This window comes from Aeromonas sp. Marseille-Q5825 (genome assembly GCF_946892685.1).
Classification (GTDB): Bacteria; Pseudomonadota; Gammaproteobacteria; order Enterobacterales; family Aeromonadaceae; genus Aeromonas; species Aeromonas rivipollensis.
This window is the reverse complement of sequence record NZ_CAMPOU010000006.1, coordinates 1-17,989: the sequence shown is the minus strand read 5'-3', so window position 1 is coordinate 17,989 and position 17,989 is coordinate 1. Positions and strand designations below refer to the sequence as shown.

The following is a 17,989-nucleotide window of genomic DNA, read 5'->3' as shown; positions in this document are numbered from 1 at the left end:
GGAGCGGGCCCATGCCCCCACCGGGGTTTTAGGCTAGAATGGGCGCCAATCCGAGCATGACCCGCCCGCCGGGCGCCAACAAGAGTCCAGAACCCGTGAAAAAACCGACCCTGGCGGCCGTCCTGATCGTCAAGAACGAAGCCGACAACCTGCGCGCCTGCCTCGCCTCCCTCGATGGCCTGGTGGACGAAATCGTCATCCTGGACTCCGGCAGTCAGGATGATACCCCCGCCATCGCCGCCGAATTCGGCGCCCGCTTCTTCGTCAACACGGCCTGGCCCGGTTTCGGTCGCCAGCGCCGCCTCGCCCAGTCCCATGTCCAGTCGGAATGGGTGCTGTGGCTGGATGCGGACGAGCGGCTCACCCCGGAACTGAAAGCAGCCATTGCCACCGTCATGGCCAACCCGGCGGGCGACACCATCTACTCCATCCCCCGCCTCTCCTGGGTGTTCGGCCGCTTCATCCGCCACAGCGGCTGGTACCCGGATCGGGTACTGCGTCTCTACCCCAGGGCGCTCACCGGCTACAACGAGGCGCTGGTGCACGAGAAGGTGGAGGTGCGCGCCAACATGAAGATCGTCAACCTGCACGGCGACCTGCTCCACTTCACCTACCGGGATCTGGAGCACTATCTGGTCAAATCCGCCGGCTACGCCAGGGCCTGGGCCGATCAGCGCACCGCCCGTGGCAAGAAGGGTTCCCTCGGTCAGGGGCTGGTGCACGCCGTCGGCTGCTTCCTCAAGATGTACCTGCTCAAGGCCGGCTTCCTCGACGGCAAGCAGGGGCTGCTGCTGGCCATCCTCTCGGCCCACTCCACCTTCGCGAAGTACGCCGACCTCTGGATCCGCCAGCAGCCACAGGCGCCGGACCAGGCACCAAAGTAAGCCGGCATGGCGACCCCCCATGACGAGACAGGGCCCCGAGGGGCCCTGTCTGCATTCTCAGTTCTCTGCCCGCCAGAACGGCGGTGCCCAGCGGGCGATCGCCGCCGCCATCGTCTTGGGATCGAGCTGGCTCATGTCTTCCGGGTGATCGCTGTCTTCCGGCGGGCTGAAGGCCAGATGACGCCCCTCGCTGTTGAGCGGACGCCAGCGCAGCGGCGTGGCGGAGCGGTGCGCCGGGAAGAAGCCTATGGTCGGTACGTCCAGCGCCGCGGCTATGTGCAGCGGTCCCGTGCTGCCCGCCACGAACAGGGCGGCATTGGCCATCACCTGACAGAACTTCGGCAGCCCCTCGTCGGATCGGTAGATCCAGCCGTTGCCGCCGTGGGCCAGCAGCTCGGCCGCCAGCTGTTCCGCCTTGCTCTCCTCCCCGGGCCCCGCCGTCAGCACGCACTGCAGTTCAGGGCAGGCCTGGTTGAGCTTGATGATGAGGCGCGAGTACTGCTCTATGGAGAGGTTGTTGGCCGAGCCGCCGCTGCCGGCATGCACCATCAGCCAGGGGCGGCTCGCATCCAGCTTCAAGCGGCTGGCGATCTGCTCGCGCACCTGTCGCAGGCTCTCGGGATCGAAGCTGAGGTAGGGCCCCTGGGGCTCCACCACGCTCAGTTGCTGGTCGGCCAGGAAGCGGCGCACCAGATCCAGGTTGTACTCGTACTCCGGCTTCTGGGAGCGGGAACGGCGCTGCACCAGCCGCTGGTTGTAGAGCACCTGGGCCAGCTTGGTGGCCGGGGCCAGCCGGTAGGGAATGTGCGCCTTCCACACCAGCTTGGCGTTACGGGTGTTGGAGAAGAGGCAGATGGAGGCATCGAAGGCGGCCGCCTTGATGCGGGCCAGCAAGGCGCGTTGCTGTTCCTTGTCGGCCCGGGCACCCGGATCCAGGATGATCTCGTCGATCCAGGGGCAGAGGCGGGCCAGCGGCGCCGTGTAGGCGGGAACCAGGGCAGTCACATGACACTCCATGGAGCGCTTGAGCATGGCAAAACTCGGCCAGGCCAGCATGAAGTCACCAATCTTGTCATTGCGTACTACCAGAATACGTTTCATAAAAAATCCCTTTGCTCCCTGTCACCAATGCAGGGAGGCTTGATGCGCGGTGCGGGTATTCTTGCCTGATGCCGGGCTATTCTCAAGCGAAGACGCCGAGGGGCCCTGATTTGGGCGATCAAACCTGGGGCATAGCGCCAGAAATCCGCGCCATCCCGGTCGCGACAAACCACCAACAGCCCCTATAATGCGACCAATTTTCCCGGTTGCAGGAATCAGCAGCATGACCAACAAGGTAATATATCCCGGCACCTTCGACCCCATCACCAACGGCCACACCGACCTCATTGGCCGGGCCGCCAGGCTGTTTGACGAGGTGGTGGTCGGGGTCGCCAACAGCCCGAGCAAGCGGCCGCTGTTCGATCTGGCGGAGCGCGTCCTGCTGGCTCAGCAGGTGACCACCCATCTGCCCAACGTCAAGGTGGTGGGCTTCTCCGGCCTGCTGGTGGATTTTGCCAGGGAGCAGCAGGCCAACGTGCTGATCCGCGGCCTGCGCGCCGTCTCCGACTTCGAGTACGAATTCCAGCTGGCCAACATGAACCGCCGCCTGATGCCGGAGCTTGAGAGCGTCTTCCTCACCCCGGCGGAAGAGAACTCCTTCATCTCCTCCACCCTGGTGAAGGAAGTCGCCCTGCACGGCGGCGACATCCACCAGTTCGTCGATCCCCTGGTGGCGCAGGCCATCGCCGCCAAACAGGGCAAGTGACAACGCAAACAGGCTACCCTCGGGTAGCCTGTTTGTCGGGGCAGCTGGCGCAGCCCCGGTCTCCCGCCCCGGCCGTCAGTCCGGCGCGCGGTTCAGCGCCTGCTGACAGTTGAGCGTCAGCTCGTCCAGCCAGGCGTAGCGACGCCGGTACATGGCCCGCTTCTTGGCGGCCACCTCTTCCAGCGGCTTGCGCACCACGGGCTGCAACCGCACGAAGTTGGCATCCTGATCCTGGGCACCGAACTCCTGCCACAGCTCGTCATAGTCCGCCTGCAGGCAAGCCTTTTTCTTCTTGCTGTAGCGTCTGGCCTGGAAGATGTGCGCCTTCATCCGCACGGCCGAGACACGGCTTGCCCCCATGGCCCCGGCCAGCGCCATCACCAGCATCACCACCAGCGACTTGGGTCTCAGACCATGACCCGCCTTGGTCAGTGCCCGTACCTGCTCCTGGGGCTGCTCGACACCGGGCTCGGGCCCCTGCACCGAGCCTATCACCAGCGCCAGATCGTGCTCGCTGCCCGCCAGCGAGAAGGCGCAGCTGTAGAGCCGCTCCCCCTGCTCGTTGACGATGGAGAGAGCCAGTTCGGCCTCCCGCCGGAAGGTGCCGTCGTGGCGCAGCACCAGGCGACAGCCGCCCTCGGGGTAACGGCCGAGTTCGATCCCCTCCCCCAGATAGAGCGGGTCGATCAGGTCAGGATAACGGGCCAGCAGCAGCCGGTAGTGATCCTCCACCATCCTGACTCGCTGGTTCACGGTCGAGCAGGCGAAGCGATAGGGTCGCATCGGCTTGTCGAGCAGCTCGGGGTAGTGGGCAGGCAGGGCCCTCAGGGGTTCTGTCTGAAACAGCTCGAACACCCGGTTCAACTGCGGCCGGTAGAGCAGACTACGCAGCACGAACTTGCCGCGATTGAAGGTCTTGCGGGCGCTGTCATCGGGATAAAGGAAGCGGGCCATTTTTTGGGCGCAATAGTGCCCCTGCCGGGATAAGTGATCCCAGTCTATTGATTCTGCTGTCATTTTTATTACCTCGCAGCCTGAACTGGCGAGATAGTAGTCATGGACGAAAGCGGCATCAACAGACTGGCAATACTCTCTTACAACTTGGCCGGATATGGCCCAAAAAACGGCAATTCAGCGTTGGCAGTGGGAGCAGAACACAGTGGTTCTCTGGCCCATCCTCACCTCGGTCAGCAGGGTATGGCAGTGGAAACAGGGCTGGCCGCCCCGGCCATAGACCTGCAACTGCTGCACGAAATAGCCCGGTTTGCCATCGGCACTGGTGAAGTCCTTGAGAGTGGTGCCCCCCTGGCGAATGGCCTCGGCCAGCACCCGCTTGATCTCGGCCACCAGGGTCCCCAGCCGCTCGCCACTGATGTTGCCCGCCGCCCGCTTGGGGTGAATGCCGGCGGCATAGAGCGCCTCGTTGGCGTAGATGTTGCCCACCCCGACCACCACCTGGTTGTCCATCAGGAACTGCTTGATGGCGGTGCTGCGCCCCTTGGCCCGCGCCCGCAGATAGTCGGCGCTGAAGGCCTCGGTGAGCGGCTCGGGCCCCAGCTTGGCGAGCAGGGCATGCACCTCGGCGGGTTCACGGGTCCACAGCAGGGCGCCGAAACGGCGCGGATCGTTGAGCCGCAGCAGCTTGCCGTTGGCGAGCTCTATGTCCACGTGATCGTGCTTCTCGGCCGGGGTGCCTATGTCCAGCACCCGCAGGCTGCCGGACATGCCAAGGTGCAGGATGGCGGTGCCAAAATCTGTCTCCAGCAGCAGATACTTGGCGCGGCGGCTGACCCTGTGGATGACGAGATCCACCAGCTCCTGGATCTCGCCTGGCACGGGCCAGCGCAGCCGGCCATCCCTGACCACCACACGGGTCACCTTGATGCCGGTGAGCCAGGGAGAGATCCCCTGGCGGCTGACTTCGACTTCCGGTAATTCAGGCATAGACAGGCCTCTCGCTCACGGCAGGGTTCAGGGGGTGGGACGCAGCAGGTCGCGGTACTGCTCCTGGCTCAGGGTGAGCCAGGTCGAGGGGGGCAGCAGGGCGGCAAACTTGCCGTCGTCCTGATAGAGCCCCACTTCAACCGGGTCGCTCTGGCCGGCGACCCATATCTTGAGGGTAACAGGGGCGCCGCGCACGGCCCCGCCCGGGGGCAACAGCCAGCCTTGCCATGTCTCGATGCGGGCGGCCAGCTGGGCGCTGCTGAGCCCCAGATCCGGCCCGCTGCGCCAGCCCTGGCCGATCCGCTCTATCTGCCAGCTCGGCCCCTGCCAGGTCAACACCACGGCAGCTTCGGGCAGCAGGGGACGCGACCGCTGGGCGCTGTTCTCCTGCTGGGCCTGCTCCAGCCGGTGCAGCAGGGTGATCACTATCAGCACCACCACTATGATCACGTTATTCCAGCCTTTGCGGCTCAATTTGAACATGGCAAGCCTCCCTTTGAAGCGGCAGTGTACTGAATTTCACCCATAAAAAAACCCGGCACTAAGCCGGGTTTTTTGGGAATGCAGCATCAAGTAATTACTTGATTTTGCCTTCCTTGTAGATCACATGCTGACGAATAACGGGATCAAATTTCTTGATCTCCATTTTTTCGGGCATGGTGCGCTTGTTCTTGGTAGTGGTATAGAAGTGACCAGTACCGGCGCTGGAGTTCAGGCGAATCTTATCGCGAATACCTTTAGCCATGATCTAATTCCTTATACCTTAACGCCGCTGGCACGCAGTTCAGCCAGAACCACTTCAACGCCGCGCTTGTCGATGATACGCATGCCTTTTGCGGATACGCGCAGGCTTACGAAGCGTTTTTCACTCTCAACCCAAAAACGGTGAGTGTGCAGGTTCGGCAGGAAACGACGCTTGGTAGCGTTGTTAGCGTGCGAACGGTTGTTACCAACTGCCGGGCGCTTGCCGGTTACTTGGCATACTCTAGACATGTCAGTCTCTCCAAATCTTACTTCATTGCTCGAGCAAATATCTGCCCCGCTGGCCTTCGATTGCGGGGCAAACAGAAGGCGGCATTTTATACAGCATCCGTGATCAAAGATCAACTAATACAGTGCCAGAGCCCAGTCATAACCAACCACGCTCTGCGAAAGAAACCGTGATGCCGTCACCGATCACCAAGTGATCCAGCACTCTGATATCGACCAAGGCCAGGGCGGCCAGGATCCGATCCGTGATCTGGCGGTCGGCCCGACTGGGCTCGGCTACGCCGGACGGGTGATTATGCGCCAGAATCACGGCGGCTGCATTATGTTTGAGCGCGATCTGCACGATTTCCCTGGGCCAGACGCTCGCCGAATCCAGGGTGCCGTAGAAAAGTTCAACAAATTGAATCACTCTGTGCTGGTTATCGAGCAATAACAGCGCAAACACCTCCCGCGGCCTGTCCCGCAGTTGAGCCTGCAGATACTCCCGGGTCAACTGGGGAGAGGTGAGGGCCTCCCCCCGTTGCAACTGCTCGGCAAGATGTCGCCTGCCCATCTCCAGCACCGCCTGCAACTGGGCATATTTGGCCGGTCCCAGCCCGTGAGCGCCGCAAAACGCCTGCTGCTCGGCCCCAAGCAGCGCCCGCAAGGATCCGAACTGCTGCAACAGCTGGCGGGAAAGATCCACCGCGCTCAGGCCGCTGACCCCGGTGCGAAGGAAGATCGCCAGCAATTCCGCATCGGACAGCACCCCCGCCCCACGCCGTAACAGCTTCTCCCGAGGGCGCTCATCTTCCGGCCACTCCTTGATGCTCATTTGTCTCTCCCTCATGGCTATTGAGAGAAAACATAGCAAAAAATCGCGGGAGCCCGACCACAACTCCCCCATGTCAGCCTCTGTCGTCGTCCATCGCCTGTGCTATCTTAGCCGACCAGTCAGAGTGAGCCGAAAGAGAAGCAGCAGATGAGATTGGCCGATAAACGCATCCTGTTGGGTGTCAGTGGCGGGATCGCCGCCTACAAGAGTGCCGAGCTGGTACGCCGCCTGAAAGATCAGGGGGCCGAGGTGCGGGTGGTAATGACCCGCTCCGCCAAGGAGTTCATCACTCCCCTGACCCTGCAGGCCGTCTCCGGCCACCCGGTCGCCGACAGCCTGCTGGATCCGGCCGCCGAGGCGGGCATGGGCCACATCGAGCTGGCCAAGTGGGCGGATCTGGTGCTGATCGCCCCCGCCAGCGCCAATCTGATGGCGCGCATGGCCGCCGGCATGGCGGACGAGCTGCTGACCACCCTCTGCCTGGCCACTCCGGCAACCGTGGCGCTGGCCCCGGCCATGAACCAGCAGATGTATCGCAACGCTGCCACCCAGGCCAATCTCGATACCCTGGCCAGCCGCGGCATCCTGCTGTGGGGGCCGGACTCCGGCAGCCAGGCCTGCGGTGACGTGGGTCCGGGCCGGATGCTGGATCCCCTCGAACTGGTGGAGCGCTGCTGCCAGCAGCTGACTGCCGAGCCGCTGCTGGCGGGAGTCAAACTGCTGCTCACCGCCGGGCCGACCCGCGAGGCGCTGGATCCGGTGCGCTACATCAGCAACCACAGTTCCGGCAAGATGGGCTATGCCATCGCCCGCGCCGCCCGCGAGGCGGGTGCCGAGGTGACCCTGGTGAGCGGCCCGGTCGCCCTGGCCACGCCCCAGGGGATTGAGCGGGTCGACGTGGAGAGCGCGGAGCAGATGCACCAGGCGGTGATGAACCGGGTTCATGAGTGCGATCTCTTCATCGGCTGCGCCGCCGTGGCGGACTATCGCCCGGCCCAGGTCGCCAGCCAGAAGATCAAGAAGACAGGTGACAACGACCAGATGGCGCTGACCCTGGTCAAGAATCCCGACATCATAGCCGCCGTGGGGGCACTGTCAGACAAGCCCTTCACCGTCGGATTTGCCGCCGAAACCGTGGATGTGGAACAATACGCCCTCGACAAACTGCGACGTAAGCGGCTGGACATGATCGCCGCCAACGACGTGTCCCGCGCGGGTCAAGGCTTCAATGCCGATGACAACGCCCTGACCGTCTTCTGGCAAGGGGGTCAGGCCGCCCTGCCCCTGGCCGACAAGCTGACGCTGGCTCGTCATCTTGTCGCCCTGATTGCACGCCACTATCGACCCTGAGCCATTGCCACTGGCGGCGGACTCACGGCGACCGGCATCGCATTGACAACATGCTGGGCGACCCAAGGGCGCCCACTGAACCACTCGATCGTCCCCGGGCGATCCAATTGAAAAACGATTCATGACGACACAAATTGAACTGAAAATCCTGGATGCCCGCATCGGCACCGACTTCCCGCTGCCTGCCTACGCCACTCCGGGTTCCGCCGGCATGGATCTGCGCGCCCTGCTGGATGCACCGATCACGCTGGCACCGGGCGACACCACGCTAGTGCCGACCGGGCTCGCCATCCACATTCAGGATCCGGGTCTGTGCGCCACCATCTTGCCCCGCTCCGGCCTGGGTCATAAGCACGGCATAGTGCTCGGCAACCTGGTCGGCCTCATCGATTCCGACTACCAGGGCCAGCTGATGGTCTCGGTCTGGAATCGCGGCAACGACAGCTTCACCATGCAGCCAGGGGAGCGCATCGCCCAGCTGGTGATCCTGCCCGTGGTGCAGGCCAGCTTCCAGCTGGTCGATGAGTTCAATCAGAGTGAACGGGGTGAAGGCGGGTTTGGTTCTTCTGGTCGCCAATAACAAGACCACACAGGCCCCTGGGGTCTGTGTCTAATAACAGAATCAAGCCATTGTTTTTTTTAGGGGAATCCATGGCAAGCAGTAACCAGAAACAGAGTCGGCGCGATCAGATCCTGCAGGCACTCGCCCACATGCTGGAAACCAGTCCGGGCCAGCGCATCACCACGGCGCGCCTCGCGGCCGAGGTGGGTGTGTCCGAGGCGGCCCTCTATCGGCACTTTCCGAGCAAGGCGCGGATGTTCGAGGGGCTGATCGACTTTATCGAGGATTCCCTGCTGTCACGGGTCAACCTGATCATGGCCGAAGAGAAGGACACCATGGCCCGCTGCCACCATATACTGCAGCTGCTGCTGGTGTTCGCCGAGCGCAATCCCGGCATCACCCGCATCCTCAACGGCGACGCCCTGCTGGGTGAGCACGATCGGCTGCGGGATCGCATCAGCGCCCTGTTTGACAAGCTGGAGACCCAGCTCAAGCAGGCTCTGAGGGAGAAGCGGCTGCGGGAAGGCCAGGGCTTCCAGCTCGATGAGACCATGCTGGCCAACCTGTTGCTGGCCTATGCCGAGGGACGGATCAGCCAGTTCGTCCGTTCCGAGTTCAAACTCAAGCCCACCGCCGGGTTTGAGGATCAGTGGCAGTTTATGCGCAGCCAGCTATTGCAGAGTTGAATGTGCAATCGTCGGCGAGCATGCCGGCGCAGATGGACTGGAACACAAAGGGAGGCCTTGGCCTCCCTTGTTTTTTGTGGCAGCTTGCTATGGCACAAAATAAGCACCAGATGCGACCCAGGTTGTCGCGTTCCGGTGTTAGATTCATGCGCCATAAACCTTTATACCAACAGGACATCCTATGGAACCCGAGATCATTACCGAAGCGCAGACCTGGCTGGTCAACAACCAGGGGCTGATCATCGAGTACGCGGTCAACATCGCTGCCGCCCTGCTCACCCTGCTGGTCGGTTACATCGCCGCCAATATTCTCAGCGGTGGCGTGGTCAGAGTGATGCAGACCCGCAAGCTGGATGCCACAGTCACCCACTTCGTCGGCAGCATCCTCAAGTACACCATTCTGGTGTTCGTGGTGATAGCGGCCCTGGGCCGGGTCGGGGTACAGACCGCCTCCTTCGTCGCCATCATTGGTGCCGCCGGTCTGGCCATTGGTCTGGCGCTGCAGGGGTCCCTCTCCAACTTCGCCGCCGGTTTCCTGCTGATCATCTTCCGCCCCATCAAGGCGGGCGAGTTTATTGAAGTAGCGGGCACCAATGGCGTGGTGCAGTCCGTCCAGCTGTTCACCACCACCCTCACCTCCGGTGACAACAAGATGGTGGTAGTACCGAACTCCGCCATCCTCAACGGCACCATAGTCAATTACTCGCGCATGGATACCCGCCGGGTCGACATGACCTTCGGCATCGGCTACGGCTCTGACCTGCGCAAGGCCAAGCAGATCCTGGAGCGACTGGTGAACGAGGACCCGCGCATCCTGAAAGATCCGGAAGCCGTCATCGCCGTCGCCGCCCTGGCCGACTCCTCGGTCAACATAGTGGTGCGCCCCTGGGTCAAGACGGGCGATTACTGGGGTGTCTGGTTCGACTTCCACGAGAAGGTGAAGCTGGCCTTCGATGCCGAGGGCGTCGAGATCCCCTTCCCCCAGATGGTCATGCATATGCAGAAGACCCAGGCCTGAATCCAGTCATGATGGCCACAATGCCAGCCTCCGGGCTGGCATTGTCGTTTCCGGGGCAGGGGAAAACCGTCCACCACCAGGACGGTCTGGCCCCTGCCCGACACCCGTTCAAAGGCGGCCGCGTCATCCCATCTCCGGCACCTGGTGCGCCCCGCCTCCCCCCTGCCACATTGAAACCCCTTTCAACCTGACGAGACCGGCGAAGCATGAGCCAACGCAAGATCTCATGGCCCCTGCTGACTCATAATCGCAGCGTTTTGGTTGTAAACTCCTTCGATGCAGACAATTGGTAAAGCTCTGTTACACGGGCCGCACCATGTGCTCGGTATAATGGGCCCGGTATAGTGCTCGAATAATAAGGTTTGGCGGGAGCCTTGCCTGCAAGGTTCAAACACAACTTGGAAGATCGGTAATCCTATGAAAAATATCAATCCAACCCAGACCCAGGCCTGGCAGGCACTGGAAGCCCACTTTGCAGCGAACAAAGAGACCCGGCTGAAAGATCTGTTCGCCCAGGATCCCCAGCGTTTCAACAAGTTCTCCCTCACCTATCAAGGCGACATCCTGGTCGACTACTCCAAGAACCTGATCACTGAGGAGACTCTCAAGCTGCTCATCGATCTGGCCAAGGAGACCGATCTGCGCAGCGCCATCGACGCCATGTTCAACGGCGACAAGATCAACATGACCGAAGGGCGCTCCGTCCTGCACGTGGCCCTGCGCAACCGCTCCGACCGTCCCATAGAGTGCGACGGCAAGGACGTGATGCCGGAAGTGAAGGCCGTGCTGGCCAAGATGAAGGGCTTCTGCGAGAAAATCATTTCCGGCGAGTGGAAAGGCTACACCGGCAAGGCGATCCAGCACGTGGTCAACATCGGTATCGGTGGCTCGGATCTGGGTCCTGTGATGATCACCGAGGCACTGCGTCCCTACAAAAACCACCTGCAGATGCACTTCGTCTCTAACGTCGATGGCACCCACATCGCCGAGACCCTGAAGAAGATCGATCCGGAAACCACCCTGTTCCTGGTGGCCTCCAAGACCTTCACCACTCAGGAGACCATGACCAACGCCCTGACCGCTCGCGACTGGTTCATCAAGATCGCCGGTGACAAGGCCCACGTTGCCAAGCACTTCGCTGCGCTCTCTACCAACGGCAAGGCCGTGGCCGAGTTCGGTATCGATACCAACAACATGTTCGAGTTCTGGGACTGGGTTGGCGGCCGCTACTCCTCCTGGTCCGCCATCGGCATGCCCATCGCCCTGTCCGTCGGTTTCGACAACTTCGAGGCCCTGCTGCAAGGCGCCTTCGAGATGGACATGCACTTCGCCACTGCCTCCTATGAGCAGAACCTGCCTGTGCTGCTGGCGCTGATCGGCCTGTGGTACAACAACTTCCATGGTGCTGAGTCCGAAGCCATTCTGCCGTACGATCAGTACATGCACCGCTTCCCTGCCTACTTCCAGCAGGGCAATATGGAATCCAACGGCAAGTACGTGGATCGCAACGGCAAGCCGGTTGACTACCAGACCGGCCCCATCATCTGGGGTGAGCCGGGCACCAACGGCCAGCACGCCTTCTACCAGCTGATCCACCAGGGCACCAAGCTTATCCCCTGCGACTTCCTGGCGCCGGCCATCAGCCACAACCCTATCGGTGACCACCATCCGAAACTGCTGGCCAACTTCTTCGCCCAAACCGAGGCCCTGGCCTTCGGCAAGAGCAAGGAACAGGTCGAAGCCGAGTTCCTGGCTGCTGGTAAAACCCTGGAGCAGGTCAAGGATCTGGTGCCGTTCAAGGTGTTCGAAGGCAACCGCCCGACCAACAGCATACTGTTCAAGAGCCTGACCCCGAAAACCCTGGGCGCCCTGATCGCCATGTACGAACACAAGATCTTCGTACAGGGCGCAATCTGGAACATCTTCAGCTTCGACCAGTGGGGCGTGGAGCTGGGCAAACAGCTGGCCAACAAGATACTGCCGGAGCTGGGCAGCAATGACGCTGTCACCAGCCACGACAGCTCCACCAACGGTCTGATCAACACCTGGAAATCCTGGAAAGCCTGATATTCCAGGTCTTTCTGAATGCAAAAGCCCCGCTCATAGAGCGGGGCTTTTTATTGCCGGGAGCCGCCGTTGCCATCCGGTGGAGATCTGGCCAGGTGTCCAAGCCAGCCAGAAGACGGGGATCGTCACCCCCGCCCTTCCATCGCCAGCATCAACCGCCGACGGCGATACGCTTCATGTCTTTCATATAGCCGCGCAGGGTCTGGCCGATCTGCTCGATCGGGTGGTTGCGGGTCGCTTCATTCGCGGCCAGCAGCGCCAGGTTGTCCACCGCCTTGCTCTCGGCACGGGCACTGCCCAGATCACCAGCCTGAAGGGTCGGCATAAAGTGCTCACGCAGCAGCGGCACGGCGGCGTTGGCGAACAGGTAGTTGCCGTACTCGGCGGTGTCGGAGATCACCACGTTCATCTCGTACAGACGCTTGCGGGCGACTGTGTTGGCGATCAGCGGCAGCTCGTGCAGGGATTCGTAGTAGGCAGACTCTTCATAGATGCCGGAGGCCACCATGGTTTCGAACGCCAGTTCGACACCCGCCTTGACCATGGCCACCATGACCACGCCATTGTCGAAGTACTCCTGCTCGGCGATCTTGCCCGCATAAGCCGGGGCATTCTCGAAGGCAGACTTGCCGGTCTCTTCGCGCCAGCCGAACAGCTTGGCATCGTCTTCGGCCCAGTCGGCCATCATGCCGCGGGAGAATTCGCCTGCAATGATGTCATCCATGTGCTTCTCGAACAGCGGACGCATCAGGGTGCGCAGTTGCTCGGACAGTTCGAAGGCGCGCAGCTTGGCCGGATTTGAGAGGCGGTCCATCATCAGGCTGATGCCACCCTGCTTCAGGGCTTCGGTGATGGTCTCCCAGCCGAACTGGATCAGCTTGCCGGCGTAGGCCGGATCGGTGCCTTCGGCAACCAGCTTGTCGTAGCAGAGCAGGGAACCGGCCTGCAGCATGCCGCACAGAATGGTCTGTTCGCCCATCAGGTCGGATTTCACTTCCGCCACGAAGGAGGATTCCAATACGCCCGCACGGTCGCCGCCGGTGGCGGAGGCCCAGGCCTTGGCGATGGCCATGCCTTCGCCCTGGGGATCATTCTCCGGGTGGACGGCGATCAGGGTCGGCACACCGAAACCGCGCTTGTACTCTTCACGCACCTCGGTACCCGGGCACTTGGGCGCCACCATGACGACAGTGATGTCGGCGCGGATCTGCTGACCCTCTTCCACCACGTTGAAGCCGTGGGAATAACCCAGGGCCGCGCCCTGCTTCATCAGCGGCATGACGGTCTTCACCACGTCGGAGTGCTGCTTGTCCGGAGTCAGGTTCAGTACCAGATCCGCAGTCGGGATCAGATCCTCGTAGGTACCGACGACGAAGCCGTTGTCGGTGGCCTTCTGCCAGGAGGCGCGCTTCTCGGTGATGGCGGCCTTGCGCAGGGCGTAGGAGATGTCCAGCCCGGAGTCGCGCATGTTCAGACCCTGGTTCAGACCCTGGGCGCCACAGCCCACAATCACCACCTTCTTGCCCTTGAGCGCCGCACAACCGTCAGCGAACTCTTCGCGCTGCATGAAACGACACTTGCCCAGCTGGGCCAACTGCTGACGCAGGTTCAAGGTGTTGAAATAGTTAGCCATGGTGATTGCTCCGTTCGATTGATTCCATGCCGGGTAACGGCGTTGTCCAAACCACTATAGCGCGGGACACTTATTGCCTGAAATGATATATTCGAAACAGTACGTTGCATAAATTGAAATGTGACTCTTGGCAATCTCAGGCCGTTATCCCGCCCGGTGCAGCTGCCTGAACGGATATAGTCGGCACAAGCGCCGCTGCAGGAATTCAAAGATGGACCTTCGCAATCTCGAACTGTTTCTCCACCTCGCCGACTCCCTCCACTTCGGCAAGAGCGCCGATGCCATGGCGGTCAGCCCCTCCACCCTGAGCCGCGCCATCCAGCGGCTGGAGCAGGAGACCGGCTGCGTGCTGTTCGAGCGGGACAACCGCAGCGTGCGGCTCACCCCGGCGGGGGAGAAGCTGCGGGAGTTCGGTGGCAGCCTGCTGCAGGAGTGGCGGCGGCTCAAGCAGGAACTCAGGCGCAGCGACGAGCCGCTGCAGGGCCGGCTGCGGGTGTTCTGCTCGGTCACCGCCAGCTACTTCCTGCTGCCCGAGGTGCTGGAGCGCTTTCGTCGCCGCTACCCCCAACTCGAGATCAAGCTGGAGACCGGCGACCCCGCCCTGGCAGTGGACAAGATCCTGGCCGACGAGGCCGATCTCGCCATCGCCGCCAGGCCGGATGCGCTCTCTGCCAAGCTGGAGTTCGCCAGCCTGCAGCAGGTGCCGCTGGTGTTTATCGCCCCCCGCAATGCCCCCCAGCAAAGCCAGTGGTTCCAGCAGGGCGAACCCGACTGGGAGCGGCTGCCACTCATCCTCTCGGAGCAGGGGCTGGCCCGCAAACGCTGTGATCAGTGGTTTCGCAACAAGGGCATAGCCCCCAACATCTATGCCGAGGTCGCCGGCAATGAAGGCATAGTCGCCATGGTCGCCCTCGGCTTCGGCGTAGGCCTGGTGCCTGCCGCCGTGATCGATCACAGCCCCATGGGGGACAAGGTCCGCATCGTCGAACCCAGACCTGCCCTCAAGCCGTTCGATGTCGGCATCGCCGTGCTCAAGAAGCGGCTGGAAGAACCGCTGATCCGCGCCTTCTGGGACACGGCCCGCGGTCAGGGAGGATTGCGCTGACCCCGGGATGGCCCCAGCATCAGTGTCAAATGTGTCAGTATGAAAGCCCAGGAGAAGAGGGGACACTGGCCGGCAAACCCATCCACCACAAAGAGCCATGCCGTGAGCCAGCATCTTATCGAAATCCAGAGTGCCATCCTGTTTGCAGAGTACCTGCAGAGCCTCGGAGTCCAGCGCACCTCGCTCGATCGGGAGCAGGAGATCTATGTGCAGGACAGGCACCTGGCCACTGTGCGGCGCATCCAGGGTGAGCTGAGATTTTATCTGCGTGCCAATGCCCTGGCCCGGTCGTGATCCGCAATGGGTCACAGAATGAACGCCTGAAGCGTATTAGACTGGCACCATACGTCACCCTCGCCTCGGGGGTCGCCATGAGGAGTGCCCATGAAACCAAGCGGCCTGGATCGGCTCTTCAAACCCCAATCGATTGCCGTCATCGGTGCCTCCAGTGACCCCCAGAAGGCCGGGCATGTAGTCATCCGGCATCTGCTCGCGGGCCAGTTCAAGGGCCCCATACTGCCGGTCAGTCCTCACTGCCGGTCCGTGGCCGGCGTGCTCGCCTATCCCGATATCGAGAGCCTGCCCCTCTCTCCGGATCTTGCCATCGTCTGCACCCGGCGCGAGCGGGTACTGCCGCTCATCGAGGAGCTCGGCAAGAAGGGAACCGGCGCAGCCATCATACTGGCCGCCCAGTTCTCCGGCGACGAGCGCCAGCGGCTCAGGCAACTCTGCCAGCAATACGGCATCCGCCTGCTCGGTCCCAACAGCATGGGCATGCTGTTGCCCGGGCAGGGCATCAACGCCAGCTTTTCCCCCATAGCCGCCACCCCGGGGCAGGTGGCCTTTTTGTCCCAATCGGCGGCGGTCAGCACCACCATTCTCGATTGGGCCAAACAGCGGGAGATTGGCTTCTCGGCCTTCGTCTCGCTTGGGGATCATTGCGATATCGACTTCGGCCAGCTGCTGGATCAGCTCTCCCGCGACGGGGCAACCCGCGCCATCCTGATCTACATGGACAAGCTGCACGATGCCCGTCACTTTCTCTCCGCCGCCCGCGCCGCCTCCCGCAACAAGCCCATTCTGGTGCTCAAGAGCGGCCGCCACGATCCGGCCAACGGCCTCGACAACGTTTATGACGCCGCCATCCGCCGGGCCGGCATGCTGCGGGTCCGGGATACCCATGAGCTGTTTGCCACCGTCGAAACCCTGAGCCACTCCTTGACCCTCAAGGGGGAGCGACTCGCCATCCTCTCCAACGGGCGCGGTCTGGCCAACATGGCCGCAGACGTGCTGCTGGCACGCGGTGGCAAGATGGCCATGCCTCCCCTGGACATAGGCAGCGATGCCGATGTGGAGGCCTACAGAACCGCGCTGGACGAGCTGCTGCAAGGAGACGGGGCCGATGCCATTCTGCTGATCCACGCCCCCTCCCTCACCGCCCGCGGTGCAACCCTAGCCAGCAATCTGATCGATTTCCTCAAGCAGCACCCCAGGGCAAGGCGTTTCAACATACTGACCAACTGGGCAGGAGAATACTCGGCTCAAGAGGGTCGCCGCCTGTTCAATGAGGCGGGGATCCCCACTTACCGCACCCCGGAGAGTGCAGTCACCGCCTTCATGCACATGGTGGAATATCGCCGCAACCAGAAGCAGTTGATGGAAACCCCGGCCTCCCTGCAAGGGGACAGGCTAGATGTCGAACGTTGCCAGCAGTTGCTCCGCCAGGCGCTGGATCGCAAGCAGCGGGTACTGGATACCCACCTGGCACAACCCATCATGCAGGCGGCCGGTCTCTCCACCCTGTCGACCTGGATCGTTTCCGATGCCATCGAAGCGGCGCTGACCGCGGAGCAGATAGGCTATCCGGTGGCGGTGAAGCTGCGCTCACCTGACATAGCCCACAAGTCCGAGGTACACGGTGTCATGCTGAATCTGCGTACCTCGGCGGAAGTGGCCCAGGCGGCGGATGCCATCCTGGACCGGGTCCGCCAGCACGATCCGGGGGCCCGAATAGAAGGCCTGCTGGTGCAGCGCATGGCGCGCCGCAGCGGGGGCCTGGAGCTGAGGATCCGCCTGCAGCAGGATCCCGTGTTCGGCCCCGTCATCCTGCTCGGGGAGTCCGGTGCCGAGCCCCACGAGATGGTCGCGGCCCTGCCACCGCTCAATCAGGCGCTCGCTCGCTACCAGATCATCGGTGCCCTCAAGAACGGCAAGATCCGCGAACAGGCCAGTCCGGTACGACTCAATATCGATGCCCTCGGCCAGGTCTTGTGCCAACTGTCCGAACTGCTGCTTGCCTTCCCCGAAATCCAGGAGCTGGACCTGCACCCGCTGCAGGCCTGTGGTGAAGAGATGGTGATCCTGGATGCCAGGCTGGTGCTGATGGAAGAGGGTCGGCAGATGCTGCCACTGGCCATTCGCCCCTATCCCACCGAACTGGAGGAGGGTGCTTGGCTCAAGGATCAGAGCCATGTCCTGCTGCGCCCGATCCGGCCGGAGGACGAACCGGCCCACAAGCAGTTCGTGCTCAAGGTCTCCGATGAGGACAGATACAAGCGCTTCTTCGCCGACGTGGGGGAGCTGGGGCACGAAGAGCTGGCCCGCATGACCCAGATAGATTACGACCGGGAGATGGCCTTCGTCGCGGTCGGACAGGACGGCGCCTTCAGCCAGCAGATCCTGGGAGTGGTGCGCGCCATCTCCAATCCGGAGCAGTCTGACGCGGAATTTGCCATCCTGGTGCGATCGGATATGAAAGGGCTGGGGCTCGGCAAGCTGATGATGGAGAAAATAGTGCGCTACGCCAGAGAGCGCGGCATCGGCCAGCTGTCGGGCATGACCATGCCCAGCAATCGCGGCATGATCAACCTGGCCAAGCGGCTGGGTTTCCAGATCGACATCCAGCTGGAAGACGGCGTAGTCAATATGGTGCTGCCCTGTGCAGATCAGGGCCGATGAAGGTGGGATTCGGTTGTAAATCAACTGAATATAGATGCAGGCTGTGAATTTCAGGCAATAAAAAACCCCGCTCATTGAGCGGGGTTTCTTCTAATTGGGTGCCTGGCAGTGTCCTACTCTCGCATGGCGAATGCCACACTACCATCGGCGCTACCGCGTTTCACTTCTGAG

18 protein-coding genes are annotated in these 17,989 nt (G+C 62.2%); 10 read left to right on the top strand and 8 right to left on the bottom strand.

Annotated features, from left to right (window positions below; genetic code table 11):
* The first annotated feature begins 95 nt into the window (after positions 1 to 95).
* Positions 96 to 884 (top strand): glycosyltransferase family 2 protein, encoded by a 789-nt coding sequence (locus OC537_RS14995; RefSeq protein ID WP_163156790.1) that lies wholly within the window; start codon positions 96 to 98, stop codon positions 882 to 884.
* Positions 885 to 941: 57 nt separating this feature from the next.
* On the opposite strand, the gene OC537_RS14990 is transcribed toward OC537_RS14995, so the two are convergent.
* Positions 942 to 1,985 carry a glycosyltransferase family 9 protein gene (locus OC537_RS14990; RefSeq protein ID WP_262112432.1) on the bottom strand — a complete coding sequence of 348 codons (1,044 nt, stop codon included), beginning with the start codon at positions 1,983 to 1,985 and terminating at the stop codon, positions 942 to 944.
* Positions 1,986 to 2,208: 223 nt separating this feature from the next.
* On the opposite strand from OC537_RS14990, the gene coaD reads away from it, so the two are divergent.
* The gene (gene coaD, locus OC537_RS14985) at positions 2,209 to 2,691 is read left to right on the top strand and encodes a pantetheine-phosphate adenylyltransferase (protein WP_262112430.1); all 483 of its coding nucleotides are present in this window, start codon (positions 2,209 to 2,211) and stop codon (positions 2,689 to 2,691) included.
* Between the two features lie 75 nt (positions 2,692 to 2,766).
* On the opposite strand, the gene OC537_RS14980 is transcribed toward coaD, so the two are convergent.
* The 6 genes from OC537_RS14980 to radC form a co-directional block, all read right to left on the bottom strand.
* Positions 2,767 to 3,645, bottom strand: a complete 879-nt coding sequence (locus tag OC537_RS14980) for a VirK/YbjX family protein (protein ID WP_262113274.1) — start codon at positions 3,643 to 3,645, stop codon at positions 2,767 to 2,769.
* A gap of 177 nt (positions 3,646 to 3,822) precedes the next feature.
* Entirely contained in the window at positions 3,823 to 4,635 is an 813-nt protein-coding gene (mutM, locus tag OC537_RS14975; RefSeq protein ID WP_234677656.1) for a bifunctional DNA-formamidopyrimidine glycosylase/DNA-(apurinic or apyrimidinic site) lyase, read from the bottom strand.
* Between the two features lie 27 nt (positions 4,636 to 4,662).
* Positions 4,663 to 5,118, bottom strand: coding sequence for a hypothetical protein (locus OC537_RS14970; RefSeq protein WP_262112426.1), 456 nt, complete (start codon positions 5,116 to 5,118; stop codon positions 4,663 to 4,665).
* A gap of 94 nt (positions 5,119 to 5,212) precedes the next feature.
* Entirely contained in the window at positions 5,213 to 5,380 is a 168-nt protein-coding gene (gene rpmG / locus OC537_RS14965; RefSeq protein ID WP_005323752.1) for a 50S ribosomal protein L33, read from the bottom strand.
* An 11-nt stretch (positions 5,381 to 5,391) separates the two neighbouring features.
* Positions 5,392 to 5,628: a 50S ribosomal protein L28 gene (gene rpmB / locus OC537_RS14960; protein WP_005307492.1), complete on the bottom strand. Its 237-nt coding sequence runs from the start codon at positions 5,626 to 5,628 to the stop codon at positions 5,392 to 5,394.
* A 136-nt stretch (positions 5,629 to 5,764) separates the two neighbouring features.
* Entirely contained in the window at positions 5,765 to 6,439 is a 675-nt protein-coding gene (radC, locus tag OC537_RS14955) for a RadC family protein (RefSeq protein ID WP_042648929.1), read from the bottom strand.
* Between the two features lie 147 nt (positions 6,440 to 6,586).
* Here radC and coaBC point away from each other — a divergent pair, with 147 nt between their 5' ends.
* From coaBC to pgi, 5 genes are all read left to right on the top strand, one after another.
* The gene (gene coaBC, locus OC537_RS14950) at positions 6,587 to 7,789 is read left to right on the top strand and encodes a bifunctional phosphopantothenoylcysteine decarboxylase/phosphopantothenate--cysteine ligase CoaBC (protein ID WP_234690415.1); all 1,203 of its coding nucleotides are present in this window, start codon (positions 6,587 to 6,589) and stop codon (positions 7,787 to 7,789) included.
* 121 nt (positions 7,790 to 7,910) lie between these two features.
* Complete coding sequence (dut, locus tag OC537_RS14945) at positions 7,911 to 8,369, top strand: dUTP diphosphatase (protein ID WP_025328776.1); 459 nt, start codon at positions 7,911 to 7,913, stop codon at positions 8,367 to 8,369.
* A gap of 71 nt (positions 8,370 to 8,440) precedes the next feature.
* Positions 8,441 to 9,037 (top strand): nucleoid occlusion factor SlmA, encoded by a 597-nt coding sequence (gene slmA, locus OC537_RS14940; RefSeq protein ID WP_005323760.1) that lies wholly within the window; start codon positions 8,441 to 8,443, stop codon positions 9,035 to 9,037.
* A gap of 181 nt (positions 9,038 to 9,218) precedes the next feature.
* On the top strand, positions 9,219 to 10,055 hold the full coding sequence (locus OC537_RS14935) for a mechanosensitive ion channel domain-containing protein (protein ID WP_106885449.1): 837 nt from the start codon (positions 9,219 to 9,221) through the stop codon (positions 10,053 to 10,055).
* Between the two features lie 417 nt (positions 10,056 to 10,472).
* Positions 10,473 to 12,122: a glucose-6-phosphate isomerase gene (gene pgi / locus OC537_RS14930; protein ID WP_262112419.1), complete on the top strand. Its 1,650-nt coding sequence runs from the start codon at positions 10,473 to 10,475 to the stop codon at positions 12,120 to 12,122.
* A 151-nt stretch (positions 12,123 to 12,273) separates the two neighbouring features.
* Here the strand turns inward: pgi and ilvC are convergent, their stop codons facing one another.
* On the bottom strand, positions 12,274 to 13,755 hold the full coding sequence (gene ilvC, locus OC537_RS14925) for a ketol-acid reductoisomerase (protein WP_111913732.1): 1,482 nt from the start codon (positions 13,753 to 13,755) through the stop codon (positions 12,274 to 12,276).
* A gap of 211 nt (positions 13,756 to 13,966) precedes the next feature.
* Between ilvC and ilvY the strand changes: the two genes are divergently transcribed.
* The 3 genes from ilvY to OC537_RS14910 all read left to right on the top strand — a co-directional run bounded on the left by ilvY (position 13,967) and on the right by OC537_RS14910 (position 17,818).
* Positions 13,967 to 14,860, top strand: a complete 894-nt coding sequence (gene ilvY, locus OC537_RS14920; RefSeq protein ID WP_139745884.1) for an HTH-type transcriptional activator IlvY — start codon at positions 13,967 to 13,969, stop codon at positions 14,858 to 14,860.
* Positions 14,861 to 14,962: 102 nt separating this feature from the next.
* Positions 14,963 to 15,154, top strand: a complete 192-nt coding sequence (locus OC537_RS14915; protein WP_262112417.1) for a hypothetical protein — start codon at positions 14,963 to 14,965, stop codon at positions 15,152 to 15,154.
* A gap of 90 nt (positions 15,155 to 15,244) precedes the next feature.
* Positions 15,245 to 17,818: a bifunctional acetate--CoA ligase family protein/GNAT family N-acetyltransferase gene (locus OC537_RS14910; RefSeq protein ID WP_262112415.1), complete on the top strand. Its 2,574-nt coding sequence runs from the start codon at positions 15,245 to 15,247 to the stop codon at positions 17,816 to 17,818.
* The last annotated feature ends 171 nt before the right edge of the window (positions 17,819 to 17,989 follow it).